General features: G+C 35.0%; 10 protein-coding genes and 1 pseudogene. 9 read left to right on the top strand and 2 right to left on the bottom strand.

The window, feature by feature from the left end; genetic code table 11:
* The first annotated feature begins 252 nt into the window (after positions 1 to 252).
* From GXK58_RS21005 to GXK58_RS20985, 5 genes and pseudogenes are all read left to right on the top strand, one after another.
* Positions 253 to 1,986 carry a DNA cytosine methyltransferase gene (locus GXK58_RS21005; protein ID WP_160725136.1) on the top strand — a complete coding sequence of 578 codons (1,734 nt, stop codon included), beginning with the start codon at positions 253 to 255 and terminating at the stop codon, positions 1,984 to 1,986.
* 357 nt (positions 1,987 to 2,343) lie between these two features.
* A complete protein-coding gene (locus GXK58_RS21000; protein ID WP_160725135.1) occupies positions 2,344 to 3,774 on the top strand; it encodes an ATP-binding protein in 1,431 nt (476 codons plus the stop codon).
* Positions 3,758 to 6,481 (top strand): Z1 domain-containing protein, encoded by a 2,724-nt coding sequence (locus GXK58_RS20995; RefSeq protein WP_160725200.1) that lies wholly within the window; start codon positions 3,758 to 3,760, stop codon positions 6,479 to 6,481. The genes GXK58_RS21000 and GXK58_RS20995 overlap by 17 nt, the downstream gene beginning before the upstream one ends.
* Positions 6,435 to 7,396, top strand: a pseudogene (locus GXK58_RS20990) (PD-(D/E)XK motif protein). Before GXK58_RS20995 ends, GXK58_RS20990 begins: the two are co-directional and overlap by 47 nt.
* A 16-nt stretch (positions 7,397 to 7,412) precedes the next feature.
* Complete coding sequence (locus GXK58_RS20985) at positions 7,413 to 9,452, top strand: AIPR family protein (RefSeq protein WP_160725134.1); 2,040 nt, start codon at positions 7,413 to 7,415, stop codon at positions 9,450 to 9,452.
* A 91-nt stretch (positions 9,453 to 9,543) separates the two neighbouring features.
* Here the strand turns inward: GXK58_RS20985 and GXK58_RS20980 are convergent, their stop codons facing one another.
* Both GXK58_RS20980 and lspA read right to left on the bottom strand, forming a co-directional pair.
* The gene (locus tag GXK58_RS20980; protein WP_160725133.1) at positions 9,544 to 9,975 is read right to left on the bottom strand and encodes a very short patch repair endonuclease; all 432 of its coding nucleotides are present in this window, start codon (positions 9,973 to 9,975) and stop codon (positions 9,544 to 9,546) included.
* 346 nt (positions 9,976 to 10,321) lie between these two features.
* Positions 10,322 to 10,759, bottom strand: a complete 438-nt coding sequence (gene lspA / locus GXK58_RS20975) for a signal peptidase II (protein WP_160725132.1) — start codon at positions 10,757 to 10,759, stop codon at positions 10,322 to 10,324.
* 181 nt (positions 10,760 to 10,940) lie between these two features.
* Between lspA and GXK58_RS20970 the strand changes: the two genes are divergently transcribed.
* The 4 genes from GXK58_RS20970 (at position 10,941) to pdxA (ending at position 16,100) form a co-directional block, all read left to right on the top strand.
* Positions 10,941 to 12,635, top strand: a complete 1,695-nt coding sequence (locus GXK58_RS20970; protein WP_160725131.1) for a sigma-54-dependent Fis family transcriptional regulator — start codon at positions 10,941 to 10,943, stop codon at positions 12,633 to 12,635.
* Between the two features lie 157 nt (positions 12,636 to 12,792).
* A complete protein-coding gene (locus GXK58_RS20965; RefSeq protein ID WP_160725130.1) occupies positions 12,793 to 13,755 on the top strand; it encodes a 2-keto-3-deoxygluconate permease in 963 nt (320 codons plus the stop codon).
* Between the two features lie 40 nt (positions 13,756 to 13,795).
* The gene (locus tag GXK58_RS20960; protein WP_237389735.1) at positions 13,796 to 15,091 is read left to right on the top strand and encodes a four-carbon acid sugar kinase family protein; all 1,296 of its coding nucleotides are present in this window, start codon (positions 13,796 to 13,798) and stop codon (positions 15,089 to 15,091) included.
* Position 15,092: 1 nt separating this feature from the next.
* Positions 15,093 to 16,100: a 4-hydroxythreonine-4-phosphate dehydrogenase PdxA gene (pdxA, locus tag GXK58_RS20955; RefSeq protein WP_160725129.1), complete on the top strand. Its 1,008-nt coding sequence runs from the start codon at positions 15,093 to 15,095 to the stop codon at positions 16,098 to 16,100.
* Positions 16,101 to 16,225 lie beyond the last annotated feature (125 nt).

Raw genomic sequence — 16,225 nt, 5'->3', positions numbered from 1 at the left:
TGCTTTTACCAAATTATTAATAATTTTTCGGAGCTTAAGATTACTAGAGGGTAAAGGAGATTGTTACCAATTTTAAGCTGGAAATCTATTATTACGTCTATGAATTTTTGATGATATAATTGATAAGTTATTATCTTAACAATTGATTAGAACATATGTTTGTATTAAAATAGGAATTGAAGAATCCTTTCTGATTCCTGAAAGGTATTTATAAAAATATCAAGAAGAATTCTTCTTGTAGGAGTGAGGCTAATGGAAGATAAAAAACTACAAGTAATGGATCTTTTTGCAGGTGCCGGTGGTCTCAGCAATGGATTTGAGCAGACGGGGAAATTTGAAGTAAAAGTTGCTGTTGAAATTAATGAAAATGCTAGGAAAACTTATTTAGAAAACCATCCTTTTATTGAAGAGAAAAACTTCCATAGAGACATTACAAAATTAAGGTATAAAGATGAAAAGGGTAACATAAAAGAGGAATTTAAAGAAATTAAAGTTATTATTGGCGGGCCGCCATGCCAGGGATTTTCAAATGCAAATAGACAGAAGAACACTCTTATTTCTTCAAATAACCAGCTTGTGAAAGAATATTTAAGGGCTATAGAGGAAATTAAGCCAATAGCGTTTGTTATGGAAAATGTTAAGACATTAGAATCAGAGAAACATAAATTTTTTATTCGTAAAGATGACGAAGAGAAGATAGCTAAATTAAAATTAGAAGAACAAGATGAAATTATTAAAATAGGGACTCTCACAGTTAATCCCGATAGTCTAAAATCATTTTTAATTAATGCTTATAATAACGAAATTGATTTATCCCCTTATATAATAAATAAGGATATATTTTCAAAATTAAATCTATTGTTGAGGTATGCACAGAAACAGTCAGAGAATAGCTTTATTGATTTTGTTAATAAGGAAAATAATTACAAATATTTTTTGAGGATTGTAAATGATAAATGGAATGAAGTTCATGAAGAATACTGGGATATTAAGTATAAAGAAGCTTGGAGTACTTTGGGGGGAAACTTTAATAGAATCCTAGAAAATGATACTTTTTCTATTATTGAATTTTCTAATTTACTTGAACAAATTATTGAAGCTCAAAGATTAATAAATAAATTTTCTGAAATAATTCACCATAATATAAAACTTTATGGAAATGAGCTTATCAGTGACAACTCTGAAATTCATATTAAATCATACAATGTATTTGAGTATATAAAGGCAAGGCTTTTGGATTTAAAGTATGTTATTAATGCCGGCAATCATATCTTTAATGCAGCGCAATTTGGGGTTCCGCAGGAGAGAAAGAGGCTCATATTATTTGGAGTTCATGAGAATGCTTTAAACGGAATCCAACTTAAACTACCAGAACCGATATTTCATAATAAAAGAAACTTTTATAAAATAAAGGATGCTATTAAGGATCTTGAAAAATTTCCTCCCAAAATAAATGTTAAAGATGATGAAATTAATAGAGGAGAAGCAGGTGTAATAAACGATAATCTCCTAAATAAGTATCTGAATGATCAACCGGAAGAACCTCTATTTAATCATGTAAGGACAGACTCAAGAGAAGTCGCTTTAAAACGTTTCGAATCATTAAAGGCAGGTCAAAATTTCCACGATTTAGATGATAAATTAAAGTCGACTTATAGCGATCACAGTAGGACACAAAATACAATTTATAAGAGGTTGGACTATAATCAAGCTTCTGATACGGTTGTTAATGTAAGAAAGTCAATGTGGATTCATCCTAAAATAGATAGAGCAATTAGTATTAGAGAGGCAGCAAGATTACAATCATTCCCGGATTCATATAGATTTTTTGGATCAAAAGATTCCCAGTATCAGCAAGTTGGGAATGCAGTACCTCCGTTAATGGCCAGGTTTGTTGCTGAAAGCTTACTAGAATCACTTGGAATAGAATTAAATGAAAAAATTAAAGATATTATCAAGCCCAAGAATGTAATTAATGTAAATTGAAGGGAGCCATTTATTGGCTCCCTTTTAATGTATAATTCACTTAAATATTCTTACATTTTACTACAAAAATTGTTAGGGGAAATCTGGGAGTAATTAAAACTATTATCCTATAAATATGTTAAAATTATGGAGAATATAGAATAGATGAGGTTATATTTCATCTGAAACTGTAAGGTTTTTTTATAGTAAAAGTGATTTTGTTCAAGGTCACATGTTATAAGCAACTTTAATAAGTTAAAGTTATATGAAAATTATATAGTAATTATTAGTCCATTGGTATAAAGCGCTTTCAGGATAAGTTGTTACTAGCAAATTAGTAAGAGGATATATTTCATATGTAGGTAGGATGGTGAAGAATTGATTACAGAAGTAGTTCAACCTATTGTTTCAAATTTTATTAAGTCTTTGAGAGATATAGGGTATACCTTTGAAGTAGCTGTTGCGGATGTGCTGGATAATTGTATTACAGCAAAAGCGAATAATGTACAAATTGCATGTATTCCAAGTCCTAAAACAGTGTTTACCTTATTAGATGATGGAACCGGGATGACAAATAACGAGCTTGTTGATGCAATGCGTTTATCTACTAATGATCCGGACGCTGAAAGAGAAGCTATTGATTTGGGAAGGTTTGGTTTAGGATTGAAAACCGCATCCTTTTCCCAATGCACAGACTTAACGGTTTTATCAAAGAAAAATGGTGTAGTTTCCATTAAACAATGGGACCTTGAATATATTTCGAAAGAAAATGAATGGTTGTTAATTACGCCCGACATAGACGATTACGAAAATATACCATTATTTGACGAGTTTATGAATCAAGAAAGCGGGACATTAGTTGTATGGCGCGGAATCGATACGTTTGTTGAAACCGACATTCCTAATAAGGTCGATATTTTAAGAAACCATTTATCTTTAGTGTTTCATTGTTTTTTAGAAGGAATCGTTCCTGGAAAAAAAGCCTTGAAAATTTTAGTAAACGGCCTGCATTTAGAACCATTTAATCCGTTTAACCCGAAACATCTCGCAACACAGCAGTTGGCGCCTGAAAAAATAAAGTACTTAGATTCAGAAATAATTGTGCAGCCGTATATATTGCCACACCATTCAAAATTGTCCCAGCAGGAATTTGAAAAATTCGCCACCAAAGATGGATATACGAAATCACAGGGGTTTTATTTATATCGGGCAAATCGCCTGCTTATTCACGGCACATGGTGGGGCATGCATAGAGCAAATGATGCGCATAAGCTTGTCCGAATTAAAGTAGATATTCCGAATAACCAAGATTCCGCTTGGGGCATTGATATAAAGAAATCGACTGCAAATCCGGTAAGTGAAATCAAGCAAGACTTGAAACGCATCATCTCGCAAGTGACAGTAAAAGGATCAAGACCGTATACAGGCAGGGGGAAAAAGATTGAAGATAAGACCACAACACGGTTCTGGGAATTGGTTGCGGATAATAATCAAATTCACTTTGCTATCAATCGAGAACACCCCATCATCAAAAGTTTAGAGGAAACACTAAGGGAAGACCAACATCATTTATTAAATGTCATTCTAATGGGGTTAGAAAGCTATCTACCACTAGATGCGATTGTAGCCCAACTGAATACGGATCCGTTAAAAGTAAACCAAGAAACACTTATTAATGAAGATGAGATAAAAATGCTAGTGGAAAATTGGCGTTCAAAGGGTATAAGTGAAGCATTTATAAAGGAATTACTGAAGACGGAAGTATACAAAAATAAGGAGGGGTATTTTGAAAATGCAAACCAACACTGAGACTAACCATCATGCAATGTATAAACATGTAAAAGAAAAGATTTCTGGAACACTGCAGGAACAAAGCGGTTTGCAAGAAGACACCATAATGACATTCATTAATGAATGGAAAGCACTAATCGAGAATACGCCGCCGCAGTTCCTAAAGACCGTCTTAGGGATAGCAGATACCAATAATATACGCTCATTAACTGAAGAGGAATGGAAATATCTCCAAAATGAATTGGAACAATCATTTAATGTCCGCATCACCACAGGGATTCTAGTTACAGGAGAAGAACAGAAGGAAAGAGACTTAACTTGGTGGACAGGTAAAAAAAAGCTCCAATCTGATAATTATTATTTGACTAATTATATGACGTACATGAAACGTGATTTACCGCAAAAAGTACTCGAAACTATTAATGATGATACGGATGCTATTATGAATAACTTAGCAGACCCTGATTTAGAGTCCTTTTCAAGATATGGCATGGTTGTGGGCCATGTCCAATCAGGAAAAACTTCCAACTATGCTTCGTTAATTTGTAAGGCTGCTGATGCCGGTTATCGTTTTATCGTTGTTATTGCCGGTGGACAAAATAACTTACGTGACCAGACACAAGCGCGGCTAGATGAAGTGTTTGTCGGAGCAAATTACAGCGGAGTCGGGCAATTATCTGGATTTAAAAGAGAAAAAATGCCTGCAAGTTTAACCAATGCGAAAAATGATTTCAAAATTGAAACTGCAAGAGCACAGGGAACGACAAACTTTGATAATATGCAGCAACCAATTCTAGTCGTGATAAAAAAACATACGAAAACTTTAGATCATCTTTTAAAATGGTTAGATATCCATTATAAGAATCAGGTGGATAAACCAATGCTAGTGATCGACGATGAATCCGATTATGCATCGATAAATACAAAAAAAGAAGAAGATCCAACCGTAATCAATGCAAAGATACGGCTTCTCTTACAGAAATTCAAAAAGAGTGCCTATGTAGCCTATACAGCAACACCATATGCTAACATTTTCATCGATCATAATGCAAAAAATGAAGGTGCAGGCAGAGATTTATTCCCAAGCGATTTTATTTACGCGTTAGAAGCACCTTCAAATTATTTCGGCGCAGAAAAGATTTTTAATAAAGACAATGAGAAGTATGTAGTCGAAATACCTAATGATGAAGTTGTTTATGAGCTAGATGATAACATTCTCTATCCTCCAAATGAAATCCCTTTTGTCATTAAGCACAAGAAGGACTATGATGGTGAATTAAAAAAGATGCCTGAAAGCTTAAAGGATGCAGTTCGTTTATTTGTTATCAATATTGCAATCCGTAATTTACGGAATCAAAAGAAGCATAATAGTATGTTAATTCATATTTCTAGATTCACCGGCGTTCATGTTAAGGTGAAAAAACTAGTAGCAAGTTACTTTGAAGATCTTAAATCCGAAATTAAAGCGTATGGAAACCTGGCGAATCATTCCAATTTTACACATTTGAAAGCGATGAAAGATACATTTTCTGCTAGATTGAAAAATATCGAATTCGATTTTAGTACGATTTTAAAAGAAGTCTGCTTATTAATAGATTCTATTCAAGTTGTAGACGTACATCAAAAAGCCAAAATTCCTTTAGAGTATCGAAAGGATATTCAATCAAATGTTATCGTAATTGGCGGGTTAAGTTTATCCCGCGGTTTTACACTAGAGGGATTAAGCGTTAGTTATTTCCTAAGAACAACTATCTACTATGATACATTAATGCAAATGGGCCGATGGTTTGGTTATCGAATCGGTTATGAAGATATTTGCAGAGTGTATTTAACAGATGACATGAATAAGAAATTTGGATTTATTATTGATGCTACAAATGAATTAGTTAGCCGTTTAAATGTTATGCGAGAAGAAAATTTAACACCGGAAGACTTTGGATTGGCCGTACAATTGCATCCAGATAGCCTGCTTCAGGTTACAGCCCGCAATAAGTCAAAATATACAGAAGATATGTATTTAGAGATGAACTTGGATGGTCAGATTAAAGAAACTAGATGGATCAGTAATATACCAGCAGATCTTGATGCAAATGAAACACTTTTAAAAGAAACGATCCAAGCCTTACAAAAGGGCGATTACGAGCATTTAGCAACCGATAGTCATGTTTGGAAAGATGTTGATAAAACTAATGTTCAAAGATTCGTGGAGAATTACCGATTGTATAAAAATGACCCTTTGGGATTAAAATCGAGAATGCCGATTGAATTTATTAAAGATTATATTGAAAGAGTTAATATAGACTGGGATGTTGTCTTATACAATGGTAATAGCGATACTTTATTCAATGCTGATTCCATACAAGTTCAGCGACAATACCGTTCTGTAAAAGAAAAACACGGTTATTACGAAGTTGCCAATAGACAGCTATCGCGAGCAAACCCAGAAAGTATTATCATGCCGACTGAATTCAAAAAATTAAAATCACCTGATATGCGCGAAAAATTGGTGAAACCCGTATTATTCGTCCATGCTTTGGAACTTGGGGATAGTAATAATAATAAAATAGACGCTGTTGGGTTTAGTATCAGCTTCCCAATTTCAAAAGATCTTTTTGTTAACAATGTAAAAGTTCGAATAAATAGTGTGTATAAAAAGCAGCTTGAAGAGGCGTATAAAGATGAAGTTGGTGAAGACGGTGAAGACGGTGTCTACGAAGATGAATAATCCCTGGATACAATTAGATCGTCTCAATCGCATAAGAGTGAAAGAATCGATCGAATATAATGCGTTTTGGATAGTGGATGCACTAAATCAATATGGTCTGATGATCCAATGTGATGAAGATTTTAAGCAACCAATCCGCGAGATCAAGCTGAATGGTATTCAGATTCAGCTTGATCAATCCTCAACGCCTAACAAGCTTATATTACTATTAAAGAAACAAAAGATTGGGAGATTTTCTTAATCCTTTGTAATGATTTAATTAATGTAATGAGGGAATATGATGAAGAAATCATAGTAAATGTCATGAAACGGTTAGAACGGTGGCAGAAGTTACTCCGAAAATCAACCTTTAAAATAATGTCAAAAGAAGAGCAAATGGGTTTATTCAGTGAATTGAAATTATTGCGAGATTACATTATTCCTGCATATGGAAATAGTGCCAGTATACACGGCTGGGTTGGTGCACTTGGAGATAAACAAGATTTCCTTTTGGAGAAATTTGCTATTGAGGTGAAATCCTTTCGATTGACTTCTGGAAATAGAGTTTGGATTTCTTCTAAAGAACAAATGAATTCAGAAAAAAATCCATTGTACCTATTTGCATGTGCACTAAATGAAGCAGGCAGCGGGGAAACCATTGCTGACTTGGTTAAATCGATTAAGGGGAAAATTGAAGATGAAATTCTATTTAGTGAATTTATTGAGAAGGTTGAAGAGTATGGTTACTTTCCAGAAATACCGCAGGAATCTCTGTCAAAGTTTGTTTTGGAGCAGGTTTCCGGTTATGAAGTGAAAGATGGATTTCCTAAAATTAGTTTGGAACATGTTTCACCATTGATAACAAGCATAAAATACAGCATTGAGTTATCGGGCTGTTCACAGTTTAAGGTGAATATAAATAGAATTTTAAAATAAAATGGGGATGTAAGTAATGATAACTTTAGAAGAGTTCCATCAAGACTTCATACAATCTATCCTTTCTGATTCAGAAAGCCGTGGATTAATGAAATCTCAATCCTTTTTCGAATTATTCTGTGAAGATCTCATGCAAGTGGGGGACTTAACAAATAATTACGAAATGGCAGAATTTATTAAAACTGGCTGTGAAGTTTATGGATGTGATTTTGATGAAGATCGAAAAATATTCACATTAATTAATTTTCAATTCTTTCAGGATAACGCTATTGAAACATTAACCAAACAAATGGTAACAACTAAATTTAACCGCTTAAAAAAATTTGCTGAATTAAGCATTAATGGTCTTCATTATGATTTAGAAGAGACTTCAGATGCTTATACTCTAGCATTTAATATTAACCGGCATGTGCATAACAACCTAATTGATAAATTTCGTTTAGTTGTCTTAACTGATGGCAAAATGTCAAAAAACATATCGCATATACAAAACGAATTTATTGAAGGTATCGTATGCGAGCATAAAATTATTGATATAGACTATTTATACAGTATCTATAAGTCTGAAAACAGCTCTGGTTCATATGATATTGAATTGAAAATTCCTTTTCTAGAGGTGCATAATACATCGGATGAATATCAGTCCTATTTGGGGATTATGGACGGGGATCAATTATTTGAAATTTACGATGAATATGGGCAAAAGCTTCTCGAGCAAAACGTCCGTACCTTTTTGCAGTTTAGAGGTGGAGTAAATAAAGGGATAAAAAATACCATTCAGTTTAAACCAGATATGTTTTTTGCCTATAATAACGGCATAACGGCAACAGCAACTAATGTGGAAACAAGTAATGGATATATCACCAAAATTACTGATTTCCAAATCGTAAACGGCGGCCAAACTACTTCTGCCATATATGCAGCGAAAAAGAACTCAAAGCTCGATATCTCAAATGTTTCGGTGCAAATGAAATTATCTGTTGTAAATAATATTGAGAAAAAAAGCGAGTTTGTATCGAGTGTATCGCAGTATGCCAATACTCAAAACAAAGTGAACAAATCGGACTTCTTCTCAAATAGTCCATTCCACAAAGAAATGAAGGACTACTCTAAACGTATTTGGGTGGCAACTAGTGGGGGTTCTCAGAAACGCACTCATTGGTTTTATGAAAGAGTGCGAGGGGAATATTTAAATGAGCAGGCATATTTAACGCAGGCTAAGAAAAAACAGTTCCAAATTGAAAATCCAAAGGATAAACTGATAGATAAGACGTTCTTGGCTAAAAGCGAAAATTCTTGGGACCAAAAACCTTATATTGTTTCTAAGGGTGCCCAATACAGCTTTGAAGAATTTGCTAATTCAGTAACAAATATATTAGAGAAAAATGCGATGGCGATCACAGAAAATTATTTTAAGGATGCTGTGTCAAGAGTCATTCTATTCCGTGCAACAGAAAAAATTGTTTCTAAGGCTTCTTGGTATGAAAATGCATTCAGAGCGCAAACCGTGGCTTATTCAATTGCGTTACTTTCTCAATCTCTTCAAAAAAGAAAACTATTCTTAGATTTTGGTAGAGTATGGGATGAACAGAAATTGCCAATTGAATTGGTAGAACTAATGAAAGTCTTAACAAAGAAAGTTTACGATAGAATAACCAATCCGCCTCCAGGCTCTGCTAATATCGCCCAATGGTGTAAAAAAGAGCAATGCTGGAACGATATTCGCGGTATGGAAATTGATTTATCACCGCTTAAGAAATTGGTAATTACTACCGAAGAAGCGAAATATGAACAAAAGTCTGGAAAAAAACAAAAAGAATTAGACAATGGTATTGAAATTCAAGCGTTTGTAATTCAATCTAGTTTTGAGCTTTGGGTTCAGCTTTTCGGATATTATACAAGCAATAATATCTATAAAACGCTAACCATAACTCAGAGGGACATTTTAAAAAGATATATTGATGGCAAACTTTCCTTACCATCAGAAAAACAGGCAAAGGTGCTATATTCTTTATATCAAAAAGCGCTTAAAGAAGGATGGGAAGTTTTAATTTAAAGAAATAAAATTAATTCACATATAAACGGAAGATAAAGTATCCCCTAATCTATTAGTAGAAATGGGGATTTTTAGGTTGTAGTTAAAAGTATTATATCGGTTTAGAAAACTTGTCCTTTTGGTGTTCACGAATAAAATTTGCAATCAGGTTCGTTGATTGTATAAAGTTATCTTTTAACTCGTGTTCCCATACTCTTAGGATATTCCATCCTTTTTCTTTATAAAATTTATTTACTTCCAAATCTCTGATTTTATTTCTTTCAAGTTTTTTCTCCCAATATTCCTTATTCGACTTTGGCATATTACCGTGAATAGGGCAGCAATGCCAAAAACACGAGTCGATAAAGATGACAATTTTATACTTCTTTAAAGCTATATCAGGCTTCCCAAGTAAGTTGACATTCTTTCGAAATCGAAAGCCCATCTTCCAAAGGGCTTTTGTAACTCGATTCTCAAGTGCTGATTGTGATTTTATTGCTTTCATATTTTTGGTTCTTTGCTCTTTTGTTAAGTTATCAGCCATTAAAAGTCACTTCCTGAAATTATTAAATATATTTATTTCTACCCACAAGTAAGAAAAATAAACGCTGTAACAATCTCAAATTAAAAAGTGTATGTTTTGGAATATCAAATCATTGCAAGGACTTACATGGTCAAAGAGTTTAATGATGTAATCCTTATTTTTCCCCTAGTAATAGTTTTACCACTGGAACATCCGCTTGTACCCATTTAAGGGAATCTAAATTCTCTCTTTTCAACCATATTAATATTGAATGCTCACTAGAGATAGGAGTACCTTTAACAACTCTAAATTTTAGAGAAGAGAATATGGAGTTTATTCAATAGAGGTCAGTGTCTACCGAACGGATCTAGTGCTTATTTTTCAACCATCTAACGACCCCATAAATAATAAGCAGGAACACCCCTATCTCGATAGCATGGTCAGCCAAGTTAAGAATTCCGCCAGATCGAATGATAAAATCTGTCACCTGCCCAAACAAAAGTCTATCGATACCATTTCCAATTGCTCCTCCGACTAGGAGTCCAAAACTACAATCGATGAGAGCACCCTTCATTTCTCCGGTTCTACGAAAATATAAAACACCTATCACGAACGACACAGCCACAACTCCGAAAAGCTTTGCATTGCCTTGAAATAAACCTCCTGCCATCCCGCTATTTTCGATATGTGTGAGTTGTATTCCCCACAATGTAAATGTTTCATTGATATCAATGTAGGCGCGAATTAGATATTTAGAAAGCTGGTCCATCACAATAACGAGGAGTGCAATTACATAAAATAGCATAAAATAGTCCTTCTTCCTTGCAGAATAACTTGCATCCTAATAATAAACTACTGCATGAAAAACAAACCAAAATATGCATCAATATCATTATTTATGGAATGAAAAATACCTTGTACATTGCAATCCCCTTCGACTTATGCTATGACTAGACTAGAATTTAAAGGATATAGGTGTGGTACGAATGAAGATTAAAGCGTTGTTTGTGGCTCCGTATGCCGCTATGGAGAATTTAATAGAAGAGTGTCGACGTGAAGAGACCGAAATAGATATCCATATTAAAGTTGGGAATCTTCAGGAAGGCGTTGTTTTAGCAAAAAAGGCGGAAGCACAAGGATTTGATGTCATAATCAGTCGTGGTGGAACTGCCAAGTTGATTGGTGAAGCCGTCGGCATTCCGGTTATCGATGTCCATGTATCTGGTTACGATATGCTTCGAGTCTTCACACTTGCAAATGATCTTCCAAGGAAGAAGGCGATCGTTGGATTCCCAACTATTACTCTCGGAGCAAAGGCGATTATAGACCTTTTGGATATTCCGATAGATATTTTTACGATTGATGATGAAAATGAAACAGAGCCATTACTATCAAGGTTAAAACTCGAGGGGTATCAACTCATCATAGGGGATGTCGTAACGTTTGAAACAGCTTCAAGATTGGGGCTTTTAGGAATATTGCTTCAATCGGGAAGGGAAGCCATTTTTGATTCATTTAAGGAAGCGAAAATGGTGGCCCGATGGATGTTGAATAATAAGCTGGAAATCGAACGATTAAAGGCTGTATTACATGTGACTGCAAAAGACTTTATGCTTCTTTCCCCCAATGGGGATATTGTCTATGAACAATGGACTACTTTTCCTTCAAGACCGATAAAAGAAATTCAATTGATATTGAATGCAAATCAGAATGATGCTAGCGGGAAGGAAACCGTCTATATCAAAGATAATAATGGAGAAACATTAAAACTAATCAAATCGAAATTATCGACAACAGAATCCTCCTATTATATTTGTCAATTTTCTCAGTTGAAAATTAATCCTTCATCAGAAGAAAATATGAAGGTCAATGTGTTATCTCCCCCACTAATTATTCATCAAAGTGAAGCAATGAATGCATGTCTAACCATGATCGATCGATGTCTTTCACACACTGGTTTTATCTTAAATGGAAAAAGGGGTACTGAAAAGGAATTGATTGCTCAGTATATTCATTACCATAAAACACATGGGAACGGCTTATATGCTTCGATAAAAGCATTGGATTTACTAGATATCAGTCTTGAAAAGATAGATAAGGATATCAAAACCATTTATATTCATTCTATTGACTTTTTAGATGAAGGATTAAGTGATGAGCTTTGGAGAAAAATTGTGTCTATAAAAGGTATCGGAATAACAACTATTATGGGCATGATTGAACCACAGCCCTCATGGGAAGTATATAGTGATGATATCAGTCGGATTTATATCCCTTCTTTGGCCGAACGGAAAGAGGATTTAAGGGAACTTGTGACATCGTTTATTCTTCATTTTAACCAAACGTTAGGGACATCTGCCATTAAGATAAAAGAAGAAGGGTTAGCTTTATTGGCGAAATATGATTGGCCAGGCAATGTAGAGGAATTAAAAGCATTATTAAAAGATGCGGTCCTCACGGAAAAGGGTTATGTAATTGAAAAAGAATTAATAGAAAGTCTGTTGAATCAGAAAAGACCAGTTGATGTAGGAATTTCTTCTGATTTTTTGATGGGGACATTAGAAGATATTGAGAAGAAAATTATTGAAAAAGTATTAGAAGAAGAGGAATATAACCAAACCAAAGCAGCAAAACGTTTAAATATTAATCGCTCAACACTTTGGCGTAAGTTAAAAGGATAATTTAATAGCTGTTTAAAAATGCAACGACTTTATTTTATATCATTTTTTTTAAAATAAAATCGTTGCATTTTTTGTCGATTGGGATTAGAATAAAAAATGTAATCGATTCCAAAAGTTTTAACTGTTTAAAAATACAACACAAGGGGATGAAGTTGAGATGAGAATTAAAGCAGCAATTGATAAAGTTCCAGGCGGTATGATGTTAATACCCTTACTTATTGGAGCGTTAATTCGTACATTTTTACCGGGGATCTTTGAATTACCTGAATTTAAAAGTTCTTTTACAGGGGGACTATTAACAGGAACTTCAGCTCTACTAGCAGCATTTTATATTTGTTTAGGTTCAACTATACGATTCCAGGCAACCGGTTACATCTTGAAAAAAGGGGTAAGCTTATGGGCTGGTAAAATTGGTACTACATTTCTTATCGCCTTACTTATTAAAGCCATTTTTCCAGATCAAAACCACTTATTCTTAGGGTTATCTGCTTTAGCAATCATAGCTGCATTTTCAGATACAAACGGTGGACTTTATATGGCACTTATGGGGCAGTTAGGAAAGAAAGCAGAAGATGTTGCTGCCTATTCCATTATGTCTCTTGAATCTGGTCCATTCTTTACAATGTTAATTCTTGGTGTTGCTGGATTAGCAAGTTTCCCACTCTTAGCGTTCGTGTTTGCAATCCTTCCTTTATTACTAGGAATGATTCTCGGAAACCTTGATGAAAAAATGAGGGAATTCTTAAGCAAGGGACAAGACGTTATTATTCCACTGTTTTCTTTAGCCATAGGTGCTGGAATTAACTTAACCAATGTTGTGAAAGCTGGAATTTCTGGTGTTATCTTAGGTGTAGCAGTTGTTGTAGTTACAGGTTTAGTCTTATTTATCATTGATCGCATCACAGGTGGAAACGGTGTAGCAGGTATTGCCGCTTCATCAACTGCTGGTAATGCTGCAGCTGTACCAATGGCCGTTGCGGCCGTTTATACTGGCTATAGTGAGATTGCTGCTACAGCAACACTTCAAGTTACAGCAGCAGTTATTGTCACTGCCATTTTCACTCCGTTGATTACGACCTGGTATGCCAAGAGGGTGGAGCAACGAAAAGCAACAGTTTAACTTATGTAAAAAGAATGTAGTAGTAAAGGAGTCGTAAATTATGCAACGTTTTTACATTATTGCGGATGATCTAACAGGGGCAAATGATGCAGGTGTGCAGTTATCGAAGATTGGGATCTCCTCTACCGTGTTCCTGGATTATAAAGATTCCTCTTTACAATCAACAGAGGATGTTGCAATAATTGATACCGATAGTCGTGCGATGAGTGAAGAAGTTGCTTATGAAACGATTTATAACGCAAGCTCTATTTTTCGAAAACAAGGATATGAACAAGTATATAAAAAAATAGACTCAACATTACGAGGAAATGTGGCCGCTGAATTGGCGGCTCTTGTTTCTGTTTATCAACCTGAAATTATTGTTCTTGCTCCAGCTTTTCCAAAAATGAATCGTCAAACAATTAATGGCTATCAATATGTGAACGGTGAACGTGTCTCAGAAACAGAATTTGGCCGGGATCCCAAAACACCGGTGAAAGAAAGCTTTATTCCGAACTTATTAAAAAAATATGTAGACGATCGAATTTGTCTAATCGATCAATCATTATTAAACTCCTCAAATGAGAATTTAACAAATAAAATTGTAGAAAATACAGGGCAGGGCACTACTTGGTTTATTTGTGATGCATCAACGGATGAAGACTTAAAGATAATTGCAGAGACATTTGGACAGTTTAATAAAAAAACCGTTTGGGCTGGATCTGCAGGGTTAATTGAATATTTGCCGAGTGCATTACAATTAAAAAAAGCGGAAGTAAATCAGCAAGAGGCACTAGGAATCGAAAAAACGTTAACGGTATCTGCTAGTCTATCATTGGTTACAAAACAGCAGCTTGAGATGGTAAAGAAGATGCCCGATACTCATTTTGTAGAACTAGATCCTGTTCATTTAATTAAAAAAACCTATAGATTATCTGATATCATCGATGAGTTTACGAAGGAATCCCACAAGAAGCATTTTGTGCTATTCGTGGATTCGTCAGTTGATAATAGAGAAGCAACCAAACAGCTTGGAACGGAACTTTCTCTAGGCAATACACAAATTAGCGAAGCTATTTCCATGGAACTCGGCGTTATTGCTAAAGCCATTGTTCATTCATTGCCCACCATTAATGGATTAATCCTAACAGGCGGGGACACAGCCAAAGCGGTCTGTAACCACCTAAATATGAATCAAATGCAATTGTATACAGAAATAGAAGCGGGATTACCTTTAGGGAAATTAGGTAGTGCAACAAACGCTCGACGATACTGGACGGTTACAAAGGCCGGCGGTTTTGGAAATGAACACTCATTACTAAATACGTTAAAATTTATGACAAGAGAGGATGTTTGAAATGATTGAAATCAAACCGATTATTGGAATTACCATGGGGGACGGTGCAGGTGTAGGTCCTGAAATCATTTTGAAAAGCCTTCAAAATCAAGAAATATATGATATATGTAATCCAATTGTCATTGGCGATACCAAAATACTGAATCGCGCAAAGGGATTTGTTAATAGTGATTTAACAGTTGAATCAATCACGGATGATCAAATTAATGATCTTACGTTTAAACGAGGAATCGTCTATTGTTTAGATCTTAATTTACTTAGCGAAGACTTACCTGTTGGACAAGTGTCCGCTGAAGCAGGGCATGCAGCATTTGAATATTTAGCAAAAGCGATTGATTTAGCTAACAATCAGAAAATCGATGCCATTTGTACGGCTCCTTTAAACAAAGAAGCTTTGCACAAAGGAGGACATCGATATCCTGGACATACAGAAATTCTCGCTGATTTAACCAATACAAGTGAATTTTCGATGATGCTTTCTGCACCGAACTTAAAGGTTATTCATGTGACAACACACGTTGGTATTATTGATGCTGTTAAAATGATTAATCCAGAACGTGTCTACCGTGTAATCAAGTTAGCTCATGAAACACTTACTAAATCCGGAACTGAAAACCCAAGAATTGCCGTTTGTGGAATCAACCCGCATGCAGGTGAAAATGGCTTATTTGGTTACGGTGAGGAAGAAGAGAAGGTCATTCCTGGTGTCAATAAGGCAAAAGAAGAAGGAATTAACGTGGTTGGTCCATTACCAGCAGATACCTTATTTTTCCGAACCGTTCGCGGCGATTTTGACATTGTTGTTGCTATGTACCATGATCAAGGACACGGTCCAGTCAAAGTATTAGGCTTAGATGCCGGTGTAAACATTACAGTCGGCTTACCGATTATTCGAACAAGTGTTGACCACGGAACCGCATTTGACATTGCCGGTAAGGGAATTGTTGAAGAAAAAAGCTTAATGGAGGCAATCCGCCAGGGTGTAGAACTTGCTCCGAAAAGAAAATAGAATACTAAGGAGGGATGCTGAGTTAATAAGTTTGGTTTCTTATTAACTCAGCATCCTTTTTTTTATAAGCATCAAACGCGGCACCAAAATAGCAGAAACGCAAATACCACTAAATGGTTTTTGCT

The sequence above is a fragment of the Bacillus sp. USDA818B3_A genome (genome assembly GCF_009928415.1).
GTDB lineage: Bacteria > Bacillota > Bacilli > Bacillales > Cytobacillaceae > Neobacillus.
This window is presented reverse-complemented; position numbering and strand designations above follow the sequence as displayed.